Genomic DNA, 22,168 nt, shown 5'->3' with positions numbered 1-22,168 from the left:
TGAATAATCATCTAAAAATAAGAATTAGCACATCGTCTCTATAATTTCCAATATCGATGTTGCCCGGCGCCACAAGATATTGGGACGCACGAATAACAAAGTGAAAAGTAGTAAAAGGTCAATCAATGAATTTACATGAATATCAAGCAAAAGCGTTATTAAAAAAATATGGGATGCCTGTACAAGAAGGTATTCTTGCTACCAATGCTGAGGAAACAGTACATGCTTTTGAGCAGCTTGGTGGGAAGTTTGCGGTATTAAAAGCGCAGGTTCACGCAGGTGGTCGTGGCAAAGCAGGTGGGGTAAAAGTGGTAAAGTCGGCTGAAGAAGCAGCTGAATATGCCAATCAGATTATTGGTTCACGTTTAGTGACCTATCAAACCGATGCAAACGGTCAGCCAGTCAATAGCATTCTGGTGTCTGAAGATGTGTATCCGGTTGAGCGTGAATTGTATTTGGGTGCGGTGGTTGACCGTTCTAGCCGTCGTATTACCTTTATGGCATCCACAGAAGGCGGTGTCGAAATTGAAAAAGTTGCAGAAGAAAATCCTGAAAAAATCATTAAAGTAGAAGTTGATCCTTTGGTGGGTTTATTGCCATTCCAAGCACGTGAAGTGGCATTTGCACTTAAGTTAAAAGATAGCCAGATCAATCAATTTGTTAAAGTCATGACAGCTGCTTATCAAGCTTTTGTTGAAAATGATTTTGCTTTATTTGAAATTAACCCACTCTCTGTACGTGAAAATGGTGACATTCTCTGTGTCGATGCCAAAGTCGGTATTGATTCGAATGCACTGTACCGCCTGCCTGAAGTTGCTGCTTTACGTGATAAATCACAAGAAAATGAGCGTGAACTGAAAGCATCTGAATTTGACCTGAACTACGTTGCTTTAGAGGGAAATATTGGTTGTATGGTCAATGGTGCCGGTCTTGCGATGGCAACTATGGACATTATCAAACTGTATGGTGGCCAGCCAGCCAACTTCCTGGATGTGGGCGGTGGTGCAACCAAAGAGCGTGTAATTGAAGCGTTTAAAATTATCTTGGCAGATTCTTCTGTACAAGGTGTCTTGATTAATATTTTTGGTGGAATTGTACGTTGTGACATGATTGCTGAGGCAATTATTGCAGCGGTTCAGGAAGTGAATGTCACTGTGCCTGTAGTTGTTCGCCTTGAAGGGAACAATGCCGAGCTTGGTGCCAAGTTACTGGATGAATCTGGTTTGAAATTGATTTCTGCAAATGGCCTGGCCGATGCTGCAGAAAAAATTGTTGCTGCAGTAAAAGCTTAAGGAGTATCACAATGAGCGTATTAATTAATAAAGACACCAAAGTTTTAGTCCAAGGCTTTACAGGCAAGAACGGTACATTTCACTCTGAACAGGCTATTGCCTATGGCACTAAAGTGGTTGGTGGAGTAACACCGGGCAAAGGCGGTCAATCACATCTGGATTTGCCAGTATTTAATACCATGCGTGAAGCGGTGCAAGAAACTCAAGCTGATGCTTCTGTGATTTATGTGCCTGCACCTTTTGTCCTCGATTCTATTGTAGAAGCTGTTGACTCAGGTATTGAACTGATCGTGGTGATTACTGAAGGCGTACCAACACTGGATATGCTGAAAGCCAAACGTTATCTGGAGACCAATGGTAATGGCACGCGTCTGATTGGTCCAAACTGTCCGGGCATCATTACGCCAGGTGAATGTAAGATCGGCATCATGCCGGGTCATATTCACCAGCCAGGTAAGATCGGTATTATCTCACGTTCAGGTACTTTGACTTATGAAGCGGTTGCACAAACCACAAAACTTGGTTTAGGTCAGTCTACCTGTATCGGGATCGGTGGTGATCCGATTCCAGGCATGAACCAGATTGATTGCTTGAAACTGTTCCAGGAAGATCCGCAAACTGAAGCCATTATCATGATTGGTGAAATTGGCGGTACTGCGGAAGAAGAAGCAGCTGAGTATATTCAGTCACATGTGACCAAGCCAGTGGTAGGGTATATCGCTGGTGTAACAGCGCCGAAAGGTAAGCGTATGGGTCACGCAGGTGCCATTATTTCTGGCGGTAAAGGAACTGCTGAAGAGAAATTTGCAGCTTTTGAACGCGCGGGAATGGCGTATACACGTAGTCCTGCAGAGTTGGGTTCAACCATGCTCCAGGTATTGAAAGAAAAAGGTTTGGCTTAATTTGTTGAGCTGATAAAAAGCCCTCATTATTGAGGGCTTTTTTATAATTGCTACAAAAGAAAATTAAAATCTAACTAGATGATAACTCGAAAATTGAGTATTTAGTTATCTACACCAGCTTTAGCTTTCAGGCTTTGGGTCATGCCATTGATGTCACCGCCCTGAATGCCTAATTCATTCATCAGACTATCAATTAAAGGTGCCTGGCTACGATAACGCAAAGCACTATTCACCACCTGATCGGAGAGGGCAACATTGCTGCCTTCATGATGGGCATCTGCCTGACAAGAACCCGCATGTGTGCCATGTAAACCATTGACTTGCAAAATCTTGATGTCATCAATGTTTTCCATAGGCTTAACACTTTCACGAATGATTTCAGGCAAGTATTTCAGCATGGCTAGGCGGATTTGCATTTCCACCTGTTCAGATGACAGTACATTATTTGCTTCATTCACAGCACGAGTACCTTCAGCATCGACCTGATACTGTTTCTCCATCGCTTGAGCAAGTAAGACTTTTGCATCCGCTTCACCTTTGGCTTTCAAGCGAACTTTTTCAGCTTCGGCCTCAGCGGCAATACGAACTGCTTCCGCATCATCAGCTGCTGCCTGTTTGCCAGCCTCTGCTGCGACGGTAATAGCAATCGCATCTTTCTCAGCCTGTTCTTTAGCTGCAACCAGTTCAACCGCTTTTTGACGTTCAGCCTGCTGGATCTGACGGACAGTGACGACTTCTTCTTCCGCTTTAACCGCTTGAGCACGTGCCTGATCAGCTAAAGCTTTGGCTTCAGATTCAGCACGGGATTTTTCTGCAATCGCAATCGCACGATCCTGTTCAGCCAGTTCAATGGTTTTCTTCTGTTCAACTTGAGCTTTTTGAATGAGCTGGGCTTTCTGGATGTTTTCATTTTCAACATCACGAGCCGCCAAAATACGTTTCAGTTCTACTTCACGTTCAGCAGCAATACGGGCTTCTTCCGCCTCACGCTTTTTTGCAGCTTCCTGAGCGGCAATTTCGGCTAACTGTTCAGCACGGCGAATTGAAATTTCACGTTCCTGTTGCAGTTTGGCATATTCTTCTTCACGGATAATTTGCAGACGTGCTTGTTCAGCTTCCAGATTTTTGGCTTTAATGGCCAGATCTGTATCCTGTTCAATATGGTTACGCTTACGGCGACGATCTTCAATGGTTTCAGTGAGTTTGGTCAAACCTTCAGCATCGAACGCATTTTGCGGATTGAAGTATTTAAAGCCGGTTTGATCCAGACCTGTTAAAGAAACAGTTTCAAGCTCCAGACCATTTTTATGTAGATCTTCAGATACCACTTGCTGTACTTTTTGTACGAAGTCGACGCGTTTCTCATGCAATTCTTCCATCGCCATTTCAGCGGCAACGGCGCGTAAAGAGTCGACAAATTTACCTTCCACAAGATTTTTCAGTTCATTTGGTGACATGGTCTTTTGACCAAGCGTTTGTGCAGCAGTGGCAATCGAATCTGCAGTAGGCTTTACGCGCACATAGAATTCAGCCATTACATCGACACGCATGCGATCACGGGTAATCAGCGCCTGATCATCGGCACGACGGACTTCCAGACGCAGAGTATTCATATTCACTGGAATGATTTCATGTAGCACCGGTAGCACCAAAGCTCCGCCGCCTAGAATCACTTTTTCACCACCCCAACCGGTACGCACAAAAGAAATTTCTTTACTGGAACGACGGTATAAACGTGCAATGATTAATCCGAAGGTGACAAGGCCAACGAATATAATCCCCGCAATAATCAAAACATTATATAAATCAAAATTTAGCATTATTATAGAGTCTCTTTGGGCAAGCTTAGTTTTTATAGGAAATTGGTTTAATTAAAGTTCAATAGCCTGAAAGCCATTTTTAGTTTTTTGAGTCAGAACTACTGTCTGACCCTGATTAAATATTTCATTGCGTTCAGGTTCGACCAGCACATAATGGGTCTTACCATGCTGATCCTGAACTTTGGCCTGAGCAGGGGAGTTAGCTTTGGCATCTCCCAGAATAATCGTGGCGGTTCGTCCGATCAGTTCATCGCTATAGATCGCGATGGTTTCATCTTGGGGTAGAATCTTGGCAGCGAGCACGGACAGCCCACGTACAATCGGCATGCATAAAAATAAACAGGCAGGGGAAATAATCCATGCATTTAAAAGCTGACTGGTAAATCGTTCGAACAGGCCTTGGATCAATAGTCCGCTCAGACCATAACTGGTCAGGAAAATAATGAGCCAGATAAAGAGAGGCAGGCGACCCAGATAAAGCCAGTCGAATACTTTATTGAACAGGCCAGTATGCTGATCAACACCTACTTCCGGGTGAAGCGGTTCTTCAGGCAGAAATTGTTCGAACATATTCTGGGAGCCACCTCCCAGCATCAGCAAGACACATTCCAAGGCAGCAAACATCAGCATCAGACTTAAACTGATACTAAATACAATGTTGGAAGGATGAGTGAACAGTTCCCACATGAGTTTCTGTCTCTAATTATGGTTTTATAGAAATTTTATGACCCTGTTAAAGATAACAGTTATTAATAAAATTGTAAGCAAAAAACAACAAAATTCCCTATTGGGATAGCTTGATAAAATCCAAAATTTAACAATATGTGATGAGCTTTTCTTAGCTACAAATAAATGTCGACTATTTATATAGGTAGGGCGAATCTGAGGTTTTATCTAAAGAATAGAAAAGCAATTGATGGACGTCTGCTTTTCTATCTCTATTTATATGTATAAAAGTATTAAAGGATGGCGGTCTGGATACGGACTTTCATTTCTAGGGCTTGTTGCAGAATATAGTTTTTCATCCATTGCACCTGTTCGCCCATTGGATTGGTTTTTACTGCAGTCTCCAGAAATTTAAGTTCAGGCTGATTAAATAGTTGTTCGTCAAGAGCCTGTTCCAATGCCTGAGTATTTGCAGACAAAGGTAAGGCCACCAAGAAGAAGGCTTTAGGATAGTTATAGAAAGCATAAAGCAGGTTAAAAGCTTTTTGATCGCCTCTCAGATTGCCGACACCTATTTCGTAACCTGCCTGCTGGTTGCTATAAGTCATACCGAGCAGGTATTCCCATTGATTATTCAGCTTACGCAGGCCAAACTGCAGGCCAATCTGATCCGCTGTCAGTTCATGCTGGATATAAATATTTAATGGACTGCCATCTTCAGTATAAGGTTCCTGAAGAACCAAAATATGTTGTTGGTGCTGGTAAATAAAACCGGCAAGTTTTGCCTGTTTCAGACGGGATTTTAAAGTATCTAAATCAAATTCGTTATAAGGCATACATAGTTTATAAATTGGAGGAACTAATCCTACTCTAATTTTTTTTGGCCGAGATGTGAACTGTGCATTTAGATGATTAATATATCATTTCATTGCTGAAAGTAATCTTCCAGAGTGCTTTTACTAAACAATCAATTGTCTTTATTTAGCTGAACTATCAGATTCATAAAAACTGATAGTTGATATTAGTGAATTTTTATATGACGTTTTAATATATGAATATCACAAAACAAGCAATCGTTATGAAAAGTTAATCACTATAATGAATATAAATTTTATAAAGTGTAATAAGTACACGTGTAATACGCAGGTTGTCCATGTCATTAAATGAGGAAAGACTTACTCATCTTAAACAGCTTGAAGCTGAGAGTATTCACATCATTCGCGAAGTTGCTGCCGAGTTTGAAAATCCGGTTATGCTTTATTCAATCGGTAAAGATTCAGCAGTTATGCTGCATTTAGCACTGAAAGCGTTTTATCCTGCAAAACTTCCATTCCCGCTACTTCATGTAGATACCGGCTGGAAATTCAAAGACATGATCAAGTTCCGTGATAACATGGCCAAAGAACATGGCTTTGATCTGATCGTGCATCAGAACAAAGAAGGTCGTGATGCGGGCGTAAACCCATTCGACTATGGTAGCTCTAAATATACTGACATTATGAAAACCCAAGGTCTGAAACAGGCACTGGATAAATATCAGTTTGATGCTGCTTTCGGTGGTGCACGTCGTGACGAAGAAAAATCACGTGCCAAAGAACGTGTTTATTCATTCCGTGACTCTAAACACCGTTGGGATCCTAAAAACCAGCGTCCAGAACTTTGGAACCTTTACAATGGTAAAGTGAACAAAGGCGAAAGTATTCGTGTATTCCCATTGTCTAACTGGACTGAGCTAGACATCTGGCAATATATCTACCTTGAAAATATTAAACTTGTTCCATTGTACTTAGCTGCTGAACGTCCAGTCGTTGAGCGTAATGGTACGCTGATCATGGTTGATGATGAGCGTATGCGCCTGAATCCAGGCGAAGTGCCACAAATGAAATCGGTTCGTTTCCGTACTTTAGGTTGTTACCCATTAACGGGTGCGGTTGAATCAACTGCAACAACTTTACCGGAAATTATCCAGGAAATGCTTTTAGCGACCACATCTGAACGTCAAGGCCGTATGATCGACCATGACGAAGCAGGTTCGATGGAAAAGAAAAAGCAGGAAGGTTACTTCTAAGAGAAATCTCCCTCGGCCCCTCTTTTTCAAAGAGGGGAGAAAAAGTCTCCCTTAACAAAGGGAGATTTAGAGGGATTAAAAGAAACCGATTTCAACGTATTTGTGGAGCTATGAGCAATGTCTCACCAATCAGAACTTATTAGCCAAGACATTTTGGCTTATTTGAAACAGCACGAAAATAAAGACTTATTGCGTTTCCTGACTTGCGGTAACGTGGATGATGGTAAATCTACTCTTATCGGTCGTCTGCTTTACGATTCAAAACTGATTTATGAAGATCAGCTGCAAGCCGTTACCCGTGACTCTAAAAAAGTGGGTACCACTGGCGATGCACCTGACTTGGCGCTGCTGGTCGATGGTCTGCAAGCTGAACGTGAGCAAGGTATTACCATTGACGTAGCTTACCGTTATTTCTCTACTGAAAAACGTAAGTTCATCATTGCCGACACTCCGGGACACGAACAGTACACCCGTAACATGGCAACTGGTGCGTCTACTGCGGATCTTGCCATCATCCTGATCGATGCGCGTTACGGTGTTCAGACTCAAACACGTCGTCACTCATTTATTGCGAGCCTGTTAGGTATTCGTAATATCGTGGTTGCAGTGAACAAAATGGACCTGGTTGAATTCTCTGAAGCACGCTTCAATGAAATTCAGGCTGAGTACAACAAGTTCGTGGACCAGTTAGGTGACCGTAAACCTGCCAACATCATCTTTACGCCGATCTCTGCGTTAAATGGTGATAACGTTGTCAACAAATCTCCAAATACACCTTGGTACCAAGGTGAAACCTTAATGGAGACTTTGGAAAACGTTGAAATTGCACACGATACCAGCAAGCACGAATTCCGTTTTCCAGTTCAATATGTCAACCGTCCGAACCTCGACTTCCGTGGTTTCTGCGGTACCATCGCACTCGGTGAAGTGAAAGTTGGCGATGAAATTGTTGCACTGCCATCTGGTAAGAAATCAACAGTGAAAGAAATCGTCACTTTTGATGGCAATCTGGATCATGCAATTGCAGGTCAGGCGATTACGATAACCCTGAATGACGAGATTGATATTTCACGTGGTAACGTGCTGGTTAAAGCAGGCCAGCAGCCTTTAATTTCACGTTCTGCCCGTGCATCTGTGGTTTGGATGAATGACCAGCCGCTTGTAGTGGGTAAGCTGTATAACGTTAAGTTCGGTACACAAACGATTCCTGCAAAAGTTGAAAAAATTCACTACCGTACCAATGTCAACACATTGGAAAAACTGGAAGTTGAACAGCTGGAACTGAATGCGATTGCAGACGTGACTATCGAATTTGATGCTCCAGTAGTATTTGACCGTTATCAAGACAGCCGTTACACCGGTTCTTTCATCTTCATCGACCGTTTAAGCAATGTGACAGTCGGTGCGGGTATGGTTGAAGCAGCGATTGAATGGACTGCGCATGATGAACCTGTGACTGCTGAAGCACGTGCTGCACGTTTAGGCCAAAAACCTGCTGTGGTCACTGTAACTGCGAAAGCACTGGAAAATGCACAAGCACTTGAAAGCCTGTTGATTCAACAAGGTGTGGTTGCGATTGCGAAAGCGGGTCTGACTGCTGAGCAGGTTTCACTTGTTCGTGAAACTGGTGTAGTAGTCATTACTGACCTTGCAGAAGGTACAGATGTAACTTATACAGCCGATGCAGTTGAAGAATTGGCTGAGAAAATTGTAGAATTAGTTCGTTTATAAGATTGGACTGATTTTAAGAAAAACCCGCTGTAAGGCGGGTTTTTTATTGCCTGAATTTTGGATGTTTGAAAATCATTCGGTTATTCAAAATGTGATCTTTCAATTTATATGTAGCTTTATACAATGCTCCGTAGATGGAGGGAAGGTATGAGAAAATATTATTACTAATTGGACTATGTGTAGCTTTTGGAGCAGAAGCAAAGCAGAGCAGCCAAAGTGCGGAAGCAATTAAACGGAAGATTATTCAACAGTCAATTGAAAGCTATCCGGGAAATTGTTCTTGTCCATATAATACAGCGCGTAATGGTAGTCGTTGCGGTAAACGAAGTGCTTATAATCGTGCTGGAGGTTATGCGCCACTTTGCTATCCGGAAGATGTCAGTGATCGGATGGTGCGAGAATATAAAAGTTAAAATTTAAGTTGAGGGACTAAGATTATAAAGCATCTATTTTTATACATTTAGATAAGACAGTAACTATACAAAAGGTTCCTAGTTAATTGTTGTAATCTCAACTGAGAAAATGGCTTTATAAGGAAGGATGTTTTTCACAAGTATTTCGTGCCTATTTTTCTTCTTAAATTTAACTTTTATTGCTTCACTTGAAATAAATTCAATATTATCTATGATAAGATATATCTTATATTAAATTTAAGATATATCTTTGCTATGTCTAGAACTTCTGATTTTGCATTAATAGAAGAGCGAGAAAACTCTCCAAAACCTCGCAAACGCCTCTTTGAAGTAGGCGAAATGAAACTGCTTGTGCTGCATTTTATTGCTCAAGCGCCCAAGTACAGCTATGACATTATTAAAGAAGTGGCTGCTTTGGTTGGTGGGAGCTATAAGCCGAGTACAGGCACGATCTGCCCGACGATTAACTATCTTGAAGAACAGCAATATACCCAAGTGATCATGAGTGTAGATGAACGTAAGCAATACCACATTACAGACAAAGGCCGTGAGCATCTTACAGATAGTCAGGAAACCCTACAAAAAGTGCTTAACCGTTTTGAAACCCGTCGCCGTATTCAAGAAGATGAACGCTATATCGATATCCATAATTCGATGGAAAGCCTGAAGGCTTCACTGCGATTCAAACTGCAAAATGAACTTCGTCCAGAGCAGATCAGTGATATCGCTGCCCAGATTGAACAGGCTGCAATCAATATCCGTCAACTGTAGGAGCAGGGCATGAAACAACATCAATATGAAGTGACTGTTCAACATCTGGCTGATGCTCAAGGCAATCCATCGACCTATACTGAGGCGCTACAGTTTCAGGTGGGTAATCACGATGACATCTTTAAAATACTGGAAACACTTCAAGCCAGTCAGTTGCTGGATGAGGAAAGTATCAAGGCATTTGCTGTTGGCTTAAAACTGTTTAGTGAAGTCATGCTGGAAAATAAAGAGTTGCCACTCTTCAAGGAATTCATGCCGCAGTTTGCCCAGTTTATGAAATCCTTAAAACAGACAGTGAAAGCCCAAAGTGAAGAACAGTAAGTATTCTAAAGGTCATTTATGAAAAACAATTTCCCCAAATTTCACCCTAAACATCTGGCTTGGCTCATGCCCTTGATCCTTTCCGGTATTATGAGTGGTGCAATTTCCTGTTTTAATATGCTGCTGAATAAAGGCTGGAGCGATGCGTTTATCTCGCTATGGTTACATGCTTGGGGGCTGTCATGGCTGGTGGCATTTCCACTGATTCTGCTAGTCTTACCGCTGGTACGTAAATTTCTGATGCAGTTTGTGCAGATGCCAGATCAATCTGCTAAATAAAAGATTGAGCCGCTTGAATCACCCGGAATCGGATGATTCATTTAGAACTTGAGATAAAATAGATTTCATGTCAGTTAGGCTTTTCACACCGGCAATACGCTGAATGATCTGCCCATTTTTAAAAATCAGGGTAGAGGGCAGGCCATAGACATTATAGCGTAAGGTCAGAATCGGTGATTGATCGACATTGATTTTACCGAACTTAATTTCTGGGTTATGCCCAGCATATTGTGCTGCCAGTTCCTTAAAAACCGGAAAATTCTGTGCACAGGGCTTGCATCAGTCAGCATAGAAACGGATTACAGCAAGGCCTTCAAACCATTCGAAGTCACTGTGATTATCTTCGTTATAGGTGATGACTGCTGACATGAATTTACTCTCATCATTTTAAAATTAAGATTTAAACCAGCTCATGGTGAGTTCAGCTTGACCGGTATTCTCATCGATTCCTTGATTGATCATCTTAAAACCCTGCTTTTGGTAAAAATGTACTGCTGATGTATTTGCAGCATAGACATTTAAATGCAGCTGATTACATTGCTGTTTTAAGAAATCAACTAAACGGCGGCCATAGCCCGCACCTTGCTGCTCTGGATCAATGAAAAGTGCAGCTAATACATTTTCCGATTTTAATAACGAAACAAAACCAAGCACCGTATGATTTTCTTTAAGGACATAGTTTTCTGCTAAGGGCAAATATACATCTCGCATTTGAAGCAGCTGATTTTCCCAATAACTAGCAGGAATAAAATTATGTGCCTTTAAAGAAGCCTTGAACCAAATTTCAAGAATAGCGTCGATATCCTCTGTTTTCGCTTTTGTAATTATTATCATCAGTGGTCTTATATCAATTTACTAAATAGGCAGCTGATTATACATAAGTCCATGCTGCTTCAATCCATAGCATTTCTATGTTCAAATAAGTTCGAAAAATACGAAACGTGAATATTAGGGAAAGAATCCATGACGCAACACAGCATGCAACAAGTCATCATTACAGAACCGGGTGGTGTAGAGAAACTCGCTTATGAAACCGTTGCCATTCCAGAAGCAAAAGCAGATGAAGTTCTGGTTAAGGTTCATGCTTTTGGGATTAACCGTCCGGATATCTTGCAGCGTCAGGGTTTGTATCCAATGCCTAAGGGTGTGACTCCGGTACCGGGTCTGGAAGTTGCCGGTGAAGTGGTTGCAGTCGGAAGTGAAGTAAGTCAGTTTAAAGTGGGTGATAAGGTTTGTGGCCTGACCAATGGTGGTGGTTATGCAGAATATTGCGTTGTGCCAGAGAGTCAGACTTTAAACATTCCTGAAGGTGTGAGCTTTGTACAGGCTGCGGCGATTCCAGAAACCTTCTTTACTGTATGGGCAAATGTGTTCCAGATGGGTAAGGCTAAGGCAGGGGAAACGGTGCTGATTCATGGTGGTACCAGCGGGATTGGGACCACGGCCTTAATGCTGTGCAAATCATTAGGAATCAAAACCTTTGCGACAGCAGGTAGTGATGAAAAAATCCAGGCGATTTCACATCTGACCACAGGAATCAATTACAAGACCCAAGACTTTGAGCAGGTCATCAATGAAGCTACGGATAATGCTGGTGTAGATGTGATTCTGGATATGGTGGGTGCGCCATACCTGGAGAAAAACCTGAATCTGCTGCATCGTGATGGCCGTCTGGTGTATATCGCATTCCTGGGCGGTGCTAAGGCTAAGGAGGTTAAACTGGGTCAAATCATGATGAAACGTTTGACCGTTACTGGTTCCACCATGCGTGCACGCAATACGGCTGAGAAAGCTGAAATTGCCCAAGGCCTGAAAGAGCATGTGGCACCACTCTGGGCAAAAGGCGAATGTTTACCGATGATCTATCAAACCTTCAAGTTTGACCAGATTCAGGATGCGCATGCAGCGATGGATACAGGTGAACATATCGGTAAGATTGTGGTGGAAATCATCTAATTATTCTTGTAATAGAAATAATAAAAGCCAACTTTTGTTGGCTTTTATTTTGCATAAAAAACGATAACTAATTTAAATTAATTGATTGAAATAGGGATATAAATTTTAAAAAATGGTAAAAAGTGTCGATTATTCGACACAACCTGTCAAAACCGAGGAGTAAATTAGCGCTTAAATATAATCTGACTAAATTGTTTGGTATTAGATGAAATGTCACGTATTAAAAGGAAGTATATTATGAAGATAGTGTCGAGCCCTTATACGCATGAACATGGCTTTCGTGCATTGAAGCGTTTGCATAAAGCAATTATCCGTAATCAGTTACTTCGTTCCGATTTACACAAGCTGTATCAAGCCATGTTGCATCTGGAACGCTATATGGAACGGCTGAGCCACTCAGCACCGAAACCACACTACAAACGTCGTAAAAAATCTTAAAAAACCCCTTGCCTATTAGCCTTAAGTTGAAGTGAATAACTCTAATCTCGTTTTTATTTGGCTGTATAATTTTCCCATAATTTAAAAATTCTAAGCAGATGATTCATTGTGCTGCACAAGCGGCACGAAGAGGGTATTTATGAAGGGCAATGCGTCAACGCATGAGCGCCTCGCAGACCGTTTGGCAAATATTTTAACCAAACTTAATATAGGGCATCAGTTGAGTGTACAGGAGCTGGCACGAGAATTTCAGGTCAGCACCCGTACCATTGAGCGTGATTTTGTTCGTCTGAATGCGTATTTACCGCTCATACAGGATGAAAATACCAAACGCTATTATCTTGAGCCTTCATATTTAGGGCGTTTCAAGTTACAGGATATCCAGAATTTTGCACAGTTGTCCGGAATCAGTGACTTGTATCCGGCATTGGATATGTCTTTTATTCGTGAATTGCTGGATGAGCGGGCAAATCAGGTATTTTCGGCAAAAGGCTATTATTTTGAAGATGCCAAACAGTTTGCCGAGCATTTCAAGCTGCTTGCAGGGGCGATCTATAAACGGCAGGAGATTGAGCTGCAATATTCCGATCAAACACGGATCATCCAGCCATATCGACTGATTCATCATCATGGCATCTGGTATCTGGCCGGTGTCACTGAAGCTGAGCTCAAAACCTATCGTTTAAGTCAGTTGCAGGAAGTCAAACTGGTTTTTGAAAATGAAAGCTTTGAGCATGATCCTGAAGTTTTGAAAATGCTGGCAGATGAAGACAGCATCTGGTTTGGCCAGCAAAAACAGCAGGTTTTGATGAAGGTGCAACCTGAAGTCACGGTATTTTTTAAAGAGCGCCGTTTATTTCCGGAACAGCAGATCGAACAGGAATCAGAGTCTGGAGAATTGTTGATTAGTTGTCAGATTCGTCATGAAATGCAGTTGCTGCCACTGGTACGTTACTGGCTACCACATGTAAAGATCATTGAGCCGATTCATTTTCAGGAAAAACTGGAACAGGATCTAGAAGGTTATTTACGCTCTGCTGGATGATATTTTGAAAGCAGAGTAGGTTGGCGAATGCTAATAAAATTCTATTGAGAACTAGATTTAGCAAATTACAGGCATAAAAAAACCAGCTTTCGCTGGGTTCTTTATTTACACCATCTTCAGTAGTAGAAGAATGGTGCCCGAGGCCAGACTCGAACTGGCACGCTTTGTGGGCGGGGGATTTTAAATCCCCTGTGTCTACCGATTTCACCACTCGGGCTTTAACAAGATTGGAGGCGGAGGTCGGAATCGAACCGGCGTCCACGGAGTTGCAGTCCGCTGCATGACCACTCTGCCACCCCGCCGCGTCTTGTTGATGCGTATATTATCAAGCTCTGAAAAAAAAACAATAGGATATTCATTTGTATGCGCATAAAAACAGCATATGACGGAAAATATTCAGAATTATCATGTAGAATGTGCAAAATTGATTCATATCAACACTTGGGAGAAGTGCCGTGGCATTAGTTCTAGACGGTCGTGCATTGGCGAAGCAAATTGAAGCTGACTTGTTAACTCGCGTAGAAGCGCTAAAAGCAAAATCAGGTCGTACTCCAATTCTTGCGACTATTTTGGTGGGTGACGATGGCGCATCTGCAACTTATGTACGTATGAAAGGTAATGCTTGCCGTCGTGTTGGTATGGATTCATTAAAAGTTGAGCTTCCAAAAGAAACGACTACTGAAGAATTGCTTGCTGAAATTGAAAAATTGAATGCAAATCCAGATGTTCACGGTATTCTGTTACAACATCCGGTTCCTGCACAAATTGATGAACGTGCTTGTTTTGATGCCATCTCACTGGAAAAAGACGTAGATGGTGTCACTTGTCTGGGTTATGGCCGTATGGCAATGGGTGAAGCGGCTTATGGTTCTGCAACGCCTGCAGGTATCATGACCATCCTGAAAGAAAACAATATCGAAATCGCAGGTAAACATGCGGTAGTGGTTGGTCGTTCTGCGATTTTAGGTAAACCGATGGCAGCAATGTTACTTGAAGCGAATGCTACTGTGACTATTTGCCATTCACGTACTCAAAACCTGCCTGAATTTGTAAAACAGGCTGACATCATTGTGGGTGCGGTGGGTAAAGCTGAACTGATCCAGAAAGACTGGATCAAACCAGGAGCTGTTGTTGTTGATGCTGGCTTCCACCCACGTGATGGTGGTGGTGTGGGCGATATTCAATTGGTAGGTATCGAAGAAGTTGCTTCTGCTTATACCCCAGTTCCGGGTGGTGTAGGTCCTATGACAATCACCACACTGATTCGTCAAACTGTGGAAGCTGCTGAGAAAGCTTTGGGTTAATGCTGTCTCCCTCTCCCTATGGGAGAGGGTTGGGGTGAGGGTTTTTTTAAAGTTAATCCTCTCCCTAGCCCTCTCCTTTAATAAAGGAGAGGGAACTTTCTTTATTAATTTGGGTTTCGTGTTTGAAACTAAAATTCTGAATATTCAAAAATAAAAATCCAATGAGCTGTACTTTCCAATTTCCTAAAGCCCCTAAGCATTTACTCCAAGCCTTACATCAAGTCATTCCTAATTGTGAACTAACGGCACAACAACTGCCGGAAACACCGATTTCACTGTGGCTGATTCCACCAGTTTTTCCGACAGACAAACTTGACGATGAAGTGATTCGCCGGATCTGGAATGATACGCCGTACTGGATCTTCTGCTGGGCATCAGGACTGGCAATGGCACAGTGGTTGCTGGCTGAACCGCATCATGTCAAAGACAAAGTCGTACTGGATTTTGGTGCTGGTTCCGGTGTTGTTGCGATTGCAGCGAAAATGGCAGGAGCCAAACGTGTGATCTGTTGTGATATCGATCAGGTCAGTCTGGATGCCTGTCGTGCCAATGCTGAGCTAAATGATGTTGAGCTGGAATATCTGGATGATCTGTATAAAGCAGAGCAGGTGGATATACTGCTAGCGGCTGATGTGCTCTATGATCAGTGTAACCGCTTCTTTCTGGATGAATTCCTGAAATTTGCACCCGAGGTCTGGGTTGCAGACAGCCGGGTTAAAAACTTTAGTCATCCACAATATCTTAAACTGGATGAACGCAGTGCGACCACCTGGCCAGATCTGGATGAATCACCAGAATTCCGCAATGTCAGCTTCTATCGAACTAAATAACATACAAGAATTGAAAAAGAAAAAAGGGCATCAAGCCCTTTTTTCATGCTCTGTTTTTATGAGCAGGTATAGCGAATCACACGTACAGTGGTAGGGCGGGCTTCTAATACCTCTCGGGCACCCGGATTTTCACTGTTATATAAATCAGGTGTATTACTCAAGCTGATCTGGGTACGACTATCCCCGAGTTGACGGCCATACTGAACCTGTTCTGGAGTTGGGTTAACTATTTCCTGACTGTTGATAATCTGGATATTATAGCTTTTAGTGGTTCCAAGGACTTGTCTGCAAGCAGCCTGTAATCTGTTCTCATCCTGACTTGGTCTTCCAGCTAATGTATAGCTTAAGGTTGCAGAATTTTCTGAACGTTCCAGAATTTCATAACCGGTCTGACCGTTAAACTGTTGAGGTGCCGTCTGACATGCTGTCAGGCCTAAAGTGCCGATAGTTAAACCGAGTAAAAAAACTGTTTTTTTCATCATGATGATTTCCCGTATTTTTATCAGACAAGTATGCCATAGCAATGAAAGAGCGGAATGGCAGTAAACATAAAATTCCAATAAAAAAGCTTTCCGAATGTTTCCATTCGGAAAGCTCCTAAAGCAATACAGTTACTTAGTCATCAGTAATCATGCTGTGCTTTTTAGTGTCTTTCATAAAGACATAAGTCAGCAGTGACAGGCCAATCATGAAAGTAATGTAATAGAAGAAGTAATTTTCATGGCCGGCATTTTTAAAGCTTAAAGCCACCAGTTCTGCTGTACCACCAAACAGGGTGTTAGCAATTGCATAAGGCAAAGCTACACCTAGGGCGCGAATATGGGCAGGGAATAGCTCTGCTTTTACAACAGCGTTAATCGCTGTATAACCAGTCACAATCACCATACCACTCATACATAACATGAAAGCAGTGGTTGGGTTATTAGTTGAGCCTAAGCCATTAAAGATAGGAATGGTAAATAGTACACCAAGCACACCAAAGGCAATCATGATTGGCTTGCGGCCAACTTTGTCAGAGAGTGCACCCACAACTGGTTGCAACAACATGAATACAAAGATGGCGAGGGTTGTGATTTCAGTCGCTGTAGTCTTTTCAAAACCAGAAGTGTTTACCAGATATTTCTGCAAATAAGTAGTGAAAGTATTGAAAGCTAAAGTACCACCTGCAGTCAGCATGATTACGGTAAATGCCTGTTTAGGGTATTTAGTGAATAAAGCTAAGGCACCGGATTTAGGACCACCTTTTTTCGCCTGTTCAACAGCCTGTTTTGAAGATTGTGTTTCTACCAGACCGCGACGGATCCAGAACACTACAATTGCCAGAAATGCACCGATCAGGAAGGGAATACGCCAGCCCCATTCAGTGAGTTGTGCTTCAGTCAAAGTACGTTGTAGGAAAATCAATACACAGAGTGCTAATAGCTGACCTGAGATCAGAGTCACATACTGGAAGCTTGAGTAGAAACCACGGTGATTTTTACCTGCCATTTCGGTCAAGTAGGTGGCACTTGAACCGTATTCACCACCACACTCAGACCTTGCAATAAACGAGCAAATAACAGCAGCGCAGGGGCCAGCATACCCACTGAATCATAGGTAGGTGCACAGGCGATAATCAGGGAACCGACACACATCAAAGATACAGAAAGTGTTAAACCGGCTTTACGACCCTTGCGGTCAGCGTAAATCCCCATAATCCATGCGCCAATCGGACGCATCAAGAAACCAAGTGCGAATACAGCAGCAGCCTGAAGGAGCTTGACGGTATTGTCACCATCAGGGAAGAACTGTGAAGCGAAATATAAGGTAAAGGCTGCATAAACATACCAGTCGTACCATTCGACCAGGTTACCTGCAGAACCTCCGAGAATAGATTTAACCCGTGTTTTACGGTCAAGCTGCGGTGTAGCAGCTTCAGGAAGTGGCTGATTCACAACATTGCTCCAAAGGAATGCTGTAAAACACATCTTTTTTAAATTTTCATTGCTATAAAATCTAAAAAGTTATGTTTTAGTGAGAGAGAAAGTGAGGAGATTTCATATACTTATACGCCTCCAAGATTTCTCTTTTTTATAGGACTTTAGTCTTAATAAATAATGTAATTTTCAAATATTTTTATGAAACATAAATTTACCATTTGTTTAGAGTAATTGTTTGATTTTTATATTGGATTAACTGGTTAAATGCTGTTCTTTAGGGAGGTTAATGAACAGTGAAGGTGGTTTTTATTTAGATGTAAAACAGATTAAAAGATTGGCTTTAACCTTATCTTAAGGTAATAAAAAAGGCCGCTTACGCGACCTTTTTAAAATTAAATCAGCAATTAAGCAGATTTAACCGCTTCAAGAAGTTCAGCTTGGCGTTTTTTCAATGCTTCTGGAAGGCGATCGCCCAATTTGTTGAACAATTCAGTGTGGCTTTCAAGTTCTTTGATCCATTGATCTTTGTCTTGAGAAGTTACCAGGTCAAACTGTTCTTTAGTGAAATCAGAACCAGTCCAGTTTAGCTGTTCGTAAGTAGGTACGCGGCCGATTGGGGTTTCAACAGCATCAGCACGACCTTCACAACGATCGATGATCCACTCAAGAACACGCATGTTTTGACCGAAACCAGGCCATACGAAGTTGCCTTCAGCATCACGACGGAACCAGTTCACGTTGTAGATACCAGGAAGTTTGTTACCAGCAGCAGCAGCTTTTTCGCCAACTTTCTCACCCATTTCTAACCAGTGAGTGAAGTAGTCAGCCATGTTGTAGCCAGCAAATGGAAGCATCGCAAATGGGTCGCGACGAACGATACCTTGTTGACCAACAGCAGCAGCAGTCGTTTCAGAACCCATGGTTGCAGCTTTATAAACACCATCAACCCAGTCAAATGCTTCTGAAATTAGAGGCACTGTGTCTGCACGGCGACCACCGAAGATGAACGCAGAAATTGGAACACCCGCTGGATTTTCCCAATCAGCATCGATAGAAGGGCATTGACCAGCAGAAACTGTGAAACGAGCGTTCGGATGAGCCGCTTTTTCTTCGCCAGTGTGTGGTTGACCTTTCCAGTTAGTCAGATTCGCAGGTGCTTCTTTAGTCAGACCTTCCCACCAAACTTCACCGTTGTCAGTTACAGCAACGTTTGTATAGATCACGTCTTTATGAAGCGTTGCCATACAGTTCGGATTCGTTTTGGTATTTGTACCAGGCGCTACACCGAAGAAACCAGCTTCAGGGTTAATTGCATATAAGCGACCATCTTCACCTGGTTTGATCCAGGCAATATCGTCACCTACAGTTTCAATTTTCCAACCTTCATAACCTGCTGGTGGAATCAGCATCGCGAAGTTTGTTTTACCACAAGCAGATGGGAATGCAGCTGCGATGTAGTGTTTTTCACCTTTAGGACTAGTTACGCCAAGAATCAGCATGTGTTCAGCTAACCAGCCTTGTTGACGACCCATATAAGATGCAATACGTAAAGCCAGGCATTTTTTACCTAACAATGCGTTACCGCCGTAACCAGAACCAAATGACCAGATTTCACGAGTTTCTGGGTAGTGCACGATGTATTTTTCTTTGTTGCAAGGCCAAGCAACATCTTTTTGACCTTCTTCAAGTGGTGCACCCACAGTGTGTACGCAAGGAACAAATTCGCCATCTGTGCCTAGAACGTCATAAACAGCTTTACCCATACGAGCCATTTTAGACATACTGACTGCCACATAAGGAGAGTCAGTTAATTCGATACCGATGTGCGCAATGTGTGAACCCAAAGGACCCATAGAGAATGGAACCACATACAGGGTACGACCTTTCATTGAACCGTCAAACAGACCATTCAATTTTTCGCGCATAACTGCTGGATCTTCCCAGTTATTGGTCGCGCCAGCATCTTCTTTATTTGCAGAACAGATAAAAGTACGGTCTTCAACACGAGCAACGTCAGAAGGATCAGAATTTGCAAGATAAGAACCAGGATGTTTCTCTTGGTTAAGCGCTTGCATTGTGCCGTTAGCGATCATCAAGTCGATATAACGTTGATATTCTTCTGCGCTACCGTCACACCATTCAATTTTTGCTGGTTTTGTTAATTTAGCAATTTCTTCCACCCATGCAATAAGCTTAGGGTGACGAACGAATTCTGGTGCGTTCACTTGGGTCATGGTGAGGCCTATCTCAAATGTGTACAAAATTTTGTACAAAGTACAATCTGGTCAATAAAATACTGGCCAGATGAAATATGAAAAAAAGTGGCTGTATTAAAGCATAAAATCATCAAAAAAATAAGACTAAAGAAGTGCTGGATTTTATTTGGAATATTATGCTATTTTCTGTTTAAATTTATATAAAACAATAAGATATAAATAAATTCAAAATCTTAAATATGTATTTATTAGCTTTATGTGTGGTATTTATTTTAATTATTTCTATTTAAATCAAATATTTAATTAAAATTGTTCAGTTATATTTGTTATTGATTAAATAAATGGTCACCATTCGAATTTTACATAAAGCAACTATTAATTGTTTATGAATTGGACAAAATGCCAATAGGTGTGCATCAATCTGTGTAAAAAATGTCTAATCAATCTAAACCCTTATCTATTATTTATAATCATAATTCTGGTTTTCGTCTATTCGACCAGCAAGAAAAATATGAGCAATTACTAGATATTTTCGCAGTGCATGATTTTGAGACTAAAGCTTTTGAAATCAATGATCCAGAACAGTTCAAAACAGTGATTGCTGAAGTATTGCAACGGCATCAACAATCGCCGGATCATGGTGTGGTCGTGGCAGCAGGAGGAGATGGAACGCTCAATTCAGTCGCCAAACACCTGCTTGAAACTGATATTCCAGTCGGAATATTGCCTTTAGGGACTTTTAACTATGCGGCAAGATTGCTGGATATTCCCTTAGATTTGGTTGAAGCCGCACAAGTCATTGCAACGGGCCAAACCAAATGTATCCATGTAGCACGTATTAATCAGGAAATCTACCTGAACAATGCTAGTCTGGGTTTATATCCCTTATTTATTAAAAAACGTGAAGACTATAATCGTATTTTTGGCCGTTTCCCTTTACATGCCTATACCTCAGCACTCGATGTGTTGATTCGTGACCGTAAAGAATTAAAACTGGAAATCTGGGTAGATCAGAAGAAATATCCGGTCAAAACTCCACTGATTTTCTTTGGCAATAATCCACTACAGTTAGCAGACATGAAAATGCGGATTGCCCAAGCTGCTGAGCAAGGGAAGGTGGCTGGGGTTGTGGTCTCCAAAAGTGACAAACTGACTTTATTTAAGCTGGTATATCAGTTAATTCGGGGCAAGATTGATCAAGCCTCAGATGTTTATAGTTTTGCTGCAGATCAGGTGCGAATTGAGTCTAAACGTAAGAAATTAATGGTAGCTATAGATGGAGAAACGGTAGAAATGACACCACCTTTAAATATTTCAGTTTTAAAAAATAGTTTAAGTGTAATGGTGCCGCATGATTCTGCATCTCTCTGATCTGCATTTTGGTACAGAAAGACCTGAATGTTTGGAAGCCATCCAGCAATTTTGTCGGGATCATCCATTGGAAGCGGTGGTAGTCAGCGGCGATCTCACCCAGCGAGCACGTTTGGGGCAGTTTTTTGCCTGTAAACGGTTTCTGGATCAGTTGAATACGCCTTATCTTGTGATCCCAGGGAATCATGACATTCCACTTTATCATTTATGGAATCGGTTATTTACTCCATTTACCCGTTATCAATTATTTTTTGGTGAACTAGAGCCTGTTTTAGAAACCGAACATTTTTATCTGATTGGGGTAAATTCGATTAGACGTCGATATCATACTAAAGGTCATCTATCACTTGAGCAGATTCAAAGGATTGACCTGAAACTACAGCAGGCGCCTGCTTCCAAAATCAAGATTATTGTCAGTCATCAACCTTTTTATGTGCCATTTCAGAATAGGCGGGGTTTTAAGGATATTCCCCTGATGGCCAAAATTGCATTGGAGTTTTGGTCGCAACATGGTCTGTTTGCTGTATTGCATGGGCATTTGCATCGTACCGCAGTCTATGATTTGAACCGTATATTCGAATTGGGAGGAGATCATCCGGTTTATGACGTCCATGCCGGGACTTCTGCGTCGCATCGACTCCATAAGAATCAGCCGAATAGCTTTAATGCAATTGATGAAACAGGAAAAATTACTCAATATTGTTTTGATGAGCAGTTAAAAACCTTTGTTCCACAGCCTGATCCCATAAATAAATAGACAAAAAATACGCAATCCATCAAAAAATTAAAAAAAAACCAATTTTTTTTCATTTTTGCCCTTGAAGCG

General features: G+C 41.8%; 21 protein-coding genes, 2 tRNA genes and 2 pseudogenes. 15 read left to right on the top strand and 10 right to left on the bottom strand.

Going from position 1 to position 22,168, the window contains the following annotated elements; genetic code table 11:
• Positions 1 to 125: 125 nt before the first annotated feature.
• Both sucC and sucD read left to right on the top strand, forming a co-directional pair.
• Positions 126 to 1,292 carry an ADP-forming succinate--CoA ligase subunit beta gene (gene sucC, locus AC4MCD_RS10360; protein ID WP_004782971.1) on the top strand — a complete coding sequence of 389 codons (1,167 nt, stop codon included), beginning with the start codon at positions 126 to 128 and terminating at the stop codon, positions 1,290 to 1,292.
• Between the two features lie 11 nt (positions 1,293 to 1,303).
• Positions 1,304 to 2,194, top strand: coding sequence for a succinate--CoA ligase subunit alpha (gene sucD, locus AC4MCD_RS10355; protein ID WP_005234623.1), 891 nt, complete (start codon positions 1,304 to 1,306; stop codon positions 2,192 to 2,194).
• 101 nt (positions 2,195 to 2,295) lie between these two features.
• On the opposite strand, the gene AC4MCD_RS10350 is transcribed toward sucD, so the two are convergent.
• From AC4MCD_RS10350 to AC4MCD_RS10340, 3 genes are all read right to left on the bottom strand, one after another.
• A complete protein-coding gene (locus tag AC4MCD_RS10350) occupies positions 2,296 to 4,014 on the bottom strand; it encodes a flotillin family protein (RefSeq protein ID WP_034704966.1) in 1,719 nt (572 codons plus the stop codon).
• Positions 4,015 to 4,065: 51 nt separating this feature from the next.
• Entirely contained in the window at positions 4,066 to 4,701 is a 636-nt protein-coding gene (locus tag AC4MCD_RS10345; RefSeq protein ID WP_419363275.1) for a YqiJ family protein, read from the bottom strand.
• A gap of 272 nt (positions 4,702 to 4,973) precedes the next feature.
• Positions 4,974 to 5,516 carry a hypothetical protein gene (locus tag AC4MCD_RS10340; RefSeq protein ID WP_491876041.1) on the bottom strand — a complete coding sequence of 181 codons (543 nt, stop codon included), beginning with the start codon at positions 5,514 to 5,516 and terminating at the stop codon, positions 4,974 to 4,976.
• Positions 5,517 to 5,833: 317 nt separating this feature from the next.
• Here AC4MCD_RS10340 and cysD point away from each other — a divergent pair, with 317 nt between their 5' ends.
• From cysD to AC4MCD_RS10310, 6 genes are all read left to right on the top strand, one after another.
• Positions 5,834 to 6,748, top strand: a complete 915-nt coding sequence (gene cysD / locus AC4MCD_RS10335; RefSeq protein ID WP_034170514.1) for a sulfate adenylyltransferase subunit CysD — start codon at positions 5,834 to 5,836, stop codon at positions 6,746 to 6,748.
• A 117-nt stretch (positions 6,749 to 6,865) separates the two neighbouring features.
• Entirely contained in the window at positions 6,866 to 8,479 is a 1,614-nt protein-coding gene (gene cysN, locus AC4MCD_RS10330; protein WP_491876040.1) for a sulfate adenylyltransferase subunit CysN, read from the top strand.
• 134 nt (positions 8,480 to 8,613) lie between these two features.
• Positions 8,614 to 8,892: a hypothetical protein gene (locus AC4MCD_RS10325; protein ID WP_491876039.1), complete on the top strand. Its 279-nt coding sequence runs from the start codon at positions 8,614 to 8,616 to the stop codon at positions 8,890 to 8,892.
• A gap of 255 nt (positions 8,893 to 9,147) precedes the next feature.
• Positions 9,148 to 9,663, top strand: coding sequence for a PadR family transcriptional regulator (locus AC4MCD_RS10320; protein ID WP_419374372.1), 516 nt, complete (start codon positions 9,148 to 9,150; stop codon positions 9,661 to 9,663).
• Between the two features lie 9 nt (positions 9,664 to 9,672).
• Positions 9,673 to 9,984, top strand: coding sequence for a DUF3861 domain-containing protein (locus AC4MCD_RS10315; RefSeq protein WP_491876038.1), 312 nt, complete (start codon positions 9,673 to 9,675; stop codon positions 9,982 to 9,984).
• An 18-nt stretch (positions 9,985 to 10,002) separates the two neighbouring features.
• Positions 10,003 to 10,263, top strand: a complete 261-nt coding sequence (locus AC4MCD_RS10310) for a DUF2798 domain-containing protein (RefSeq protein ID WP_419374374.1) — start codon at positions 10,003 to 10,005, stop codon at positions 10,261 to 10,263.
• Positions 10,264 to 10,281: 18 nt separating this feature from the next.
• Here the strand turns inward: AC4MCD_RS10310 and AC4MCD_RS10305 are convergent.
• Positions 10,282 to 10,632 (bottom strand): annotated as a pseudogene (locus tag AC4MCD_RS10305) (thioredoxin family protein).
• 24 nt (positions 10,633 to 10,656) lie between these two features.
• On the bottom strand, positions 10,657 to 11,097 hold the full coding sequence (locus AC4MCD_RS10300; protein WP_491876037.1) for an N-acetyltransferase: 441 nt from the start codon (positions 11,095 to 11,097) through the stop codon (positions 10,657 to 10,659).
• A gap of 129 nt (positions 11,098 to 11,226) precedes the next feature.
• Here AC4MCD_RS10300 and AC4MCD_RS10295 point away from each other — a divergent pair, with 129 nt between their 5' ends.
• The 3 genes from AC4MCD_RS10295 to AC4MCD_RS10285 all read left to right on the top strand — a co-directional run bounded on the left by AC4MCD_RS10295 (position 11,227) and on the right by AC4MCD_RS10285 (position 13,702).
• A complete protein-coding gene (locus AC4MCD_RS10295) occupies positions 11,227 to 12,219 on the top strand; it encodes an NAD(P)H-quinone oxidoreductase (RefSeq protein WP_491876036.1) in 993 nt (330 codons plus the stop codon).
• 237 nt (positions 12,220 to 12,456) lie between these two features.
• A complete protein-coding gene (locus tag AC4MCD_RS10290; protein ID WP_491876035.1) occupies positions 12,457 to 12,657 on the top strand; it encodes a hypothetical protein in 201 nt (66 codons plus the stop codon).
• A gap of 139 nt (positions 12,658 to 12,796) precedes the next feature.
• The gene (locus AC4MCD_RS10285; RefSeq protein WP_491876034.1) at positions 12,797 to 13,702 is read left to right on the top strand and encodes a helix-turn-helix transcriptional regulator; all 906 of its coding nucleotides are present in this window, start codon (positions 12,797 to 12,799) and stop codon (positions 13,700 to 13,702) included.
• Between the two features lie 131 nt (positions 13,703 to 13,833).
• On the opposite strand, the gene AC4MCD_RS10280 is transcribed toward AC4MCD_RS10285, so the two are convergent.
• Positions 13,834 to 13,919: transfer RNA gene (locus tag AC4MCD_RS10280), tRNA-Leu, on the bottom strand.
• Between the two features lie 11 nt (positions 13,920 to 13,930).
• Positions 13,931 to 14,004 (bottom strand) — tRNA-Cys (locus AC4MCD_RS10275).
• Positions 14,005 to 14,157: 153 nt separating this feature from the next.
• Here AC4MCD_RS10275 and folD point away from each other — a divergent pair.
• Complete coding sequence (folD, locus tag AC4MCD_RS10270; protein WP_004782941.1) at positions 14,158 to 15,006, top strand: bifunctional methylenetetrahydrofolate dehydrogenase/methenyltetrahydrofolate cyclohydrolase FolD; 849 nt, start codon at positions 14,158 to 14,160, stop codon at positions 15,004 to 15,006.
• A gap of 161 nt (positions 15,007 to 15,167) precedes the next feature.
• Positions 15,168 to 15,836 carry a class I SAM-dependent methyltransferase gene (locus AC4MCD_RS10265; protein ID WP_491876033.1) on the top strand — a complete coding sequence of 223 codons (669 nt, stop codon included), beginning with the start codon at positions 15,168 to 15,170 and terminating at the stop codon, positions 15,834 to 15,836.
• 56 nt (positions 15,837 to 15,892) lie between these two features.
• Here AC4MCD_RS10265 and AC4MCD_RS10260 read toward each other — a convergent pair whose 3' ends face one another.
• The 3 genes and pseudogenes from AC4MCD_RS10260 to AC4MCD_RS10250 form a co-directional block, all read right to left on the bottom strand.
• Complete coding sequence (locus AC4MCD_RS10260; RefSeq protein ID WP_491876858.1) at positions 15,893 to 16,315, bottom strand: hypothetical protein; 423 nt, start codon at positions 16,313 to 16,315, stop codon at positions 15,893 to 15,895.
• A gap of 136 nt (positions 16,316 to 16,451) precedes the next feature.
• A pseudogene (locus AC4MCD_RS10255) lies at positions 16,452 to 17,803 on the bottom strand (MFS transporter).
• 356 nt (positions 17,804 to 18,159) lie between these two features.
• Positions 18,160 to 19,989, bottom strand: coding sequence for a phosphoenolpyruvate carboxykinase (GTP) (locus tag AC4MCD_RS10250; RefSeq protein WP_034706283.1), 1,830 nt, complete (start codon positions 19,987 to 19,989; stop codon positions 18,160 to 18,162).
• 414 nt (positions 19,990 to 20,403) lie between these two features.
• On the opposite strand from AC4MCD_RS10250, the gene AC4MCD_RS10245 reads away from it, so the two are divergent.
• Positions 20,404 to 21,342 (top strand): diacylglycerol/lipid kinase family protein, encoded by a 939-nt coding sequence (locus AC4MCD_RS10245; protein WP_125278724.1) that lies wholly within the window; start codon positions 20,404 to 20,406, stop codon positions 21,340 to 21,342.
• Positions 21,323 to 22,099 carry a metallophosphoesterase family protein gene (locus AC4MCD_RS10240; RefSeq protein WP_491876032.1) on the top strand — a complete coding sequence of 259 codons (777 nt, stop codon included), beginning with the start codon at positions 21,323 to 21,325 and terminating at the stop codon, positions 22,097 to 22,099. Before AC4MCD_RS10245 ends, AC4MCD_RS10240 begins: the two co-directional genes overlap by 20 nt.
• The last annotated feature ends 69 nt before the right edge of the window (positions 22,100 to 22,168 follow it).

The sequence above is a fragment of the Acinetobacter sp. CAU_H_78 genome, from assembly GCF_058599365.1.
Note: the sequence above shows the minus strand (reverse complement) of the source record. Positions and strands in the feature narration are given on the sequence as shown.

Excerpts from the sequence above, each read along its gene's own strand:
- sucC (WP_004782971.1), top strand. The coding sequence starts at position 126 with ATGAATTTACATGAATATCAAGCAAAAGCGTTATTAAAAAAATATGGG.
- sucD (WP_005234623.1), top strand. The coding sequence starts at position 1,304 with ATGAGCGTATTAATTAATAAAGACACCAAAGTTTTAGTCCAAGGCTTT.
- AC4MCD_RS10350 (WP_034704966.1), bottom strand. The coding sequence starts at position 4,014 with ATGCTAAATTTTGATTTATATAATGTTTTGATTATTGCGGGGATTATA.
- AC4MCD_RS10345 (WP_419363275.1), bottom strand. The coding sequence starts at position 4,701 with ATGTGGGAACTGTTCACTCATCCTTCCAACATTGTATTTAGTATCAGT.
- AC4MCD_RS10340 (WP_491876041.1), bottom strand. The coding sequence starts at position 5,516 with ATGCCTTATAACGAATTTGATTTAGATACTTTAAAATCCCGTCTGAAA.
- cysD (WP_034170514.1), top strand. The coding sequence starts at position 5,834 with ATGTCATTAAATGAGGAAAGACTTACTCATCTTAAACAGCTTGAAGCT.
- cysN (WP_491876040.1), top strand. The coding sequence starts at position 6,866 with ATGTCTCACCAATCAGAACTTATTAGCCAAGACATTTTGGCTTATTTG.
- AC4MCD_RS10325 (WP_491876039.1), top strand. The coding sequence starts at position 8,614 with ATGGAGGGAAGGTATGAGAAAATATTATTACTAATTGGACTATGTGTA.
- AC4MCD_RS10320 (WP_419374372.1), top strand. The coding sequence starts at position 9,148 with ATGTCTAGAACTTCTGATTTTGCATTAATAGAAGAGCGAGAAAACTCT.
- AC4MCD_RS10315 (WP_491876038.1), top strand. The coding sequence starts at position 9,673 with ATGAAACAACATCAATATGAAGTGACTGTTCAACATCTGGCTGATGCT.
- AC4MCD_RS10310 (WP_419374374.1), top strand. The coding sequence starts at position 10,003 with ATGAAAAACAATTTCCCCAAATTTCACCCTAAACATCTGGCTTGGCTC.
- AC4MCD_RS10300 (WP_491876037.1), bottom strand. The coding sequence starts at position 11,097 with ATGATAATAATTACAAAAGCGAAAACAGAGGATATCGACGCTATTCTT.
- AC4MCD_RS10295 (WP_491876036.1), top strand. The coding sequence starts at position 11,227 with ATGACGCAACACAGCATGCAACAAGTCATCATTACAGAACCGGGTGGT.
- AC4MCD_RS10290 (WP_491876035.1), top strand. The coding sequence starts at position 12,457 with ATGAAGATAGTGTCGAGCCCTTATACGCATGAACATGGCTTTCGTGCA.
- AC4MCD_RS10285 (WP_491876034.1), top strand. The coding sequence starts at position 12,797 with ATGAAGGGCAATGCGTCAACGCATGAGCGCCTCGCAGACCGTTTGGCA.
- AC4MCD_RS10265 (WP_491876033.1), top strand. The coding sequence starts at position 15,168 with ATGAGCTGTACTTTCCAATTTCCTAAAGCCCCTAAGCATTTACTCCAA.
- AC4MCD_RS10260 (WP_491876858.1), bottom strand. The coding sequence starts at position 16,315 with ATGAAAAAAACAGTTTTTTTACTCGGTTTAACTATCGGCACTTTAGGC.
- AC4MCD_RS10250 (WP_034706283.1), bottom strand. The coding sequence starts at position 19,989 with ATGACCCAAGTGAACGCACCAGAATTCGTTCGTCACCCTAAGCTTATT.
- AC4MCD_RS10245 (WP_125278724.1), top strand. The coding sequence starts at position 20,404 with ATGTCTAATCAATCTAAACCCTTATCTATTATTTATAATCATAATTCT.
- AC4MCD_RS10240 (WP_491876032.1), top strand. The coding sequence starts at position 21,323 with ATGATTCTGCATCTCTCTGATCTGCATTTTGGTACAGAAAGACCTGAA.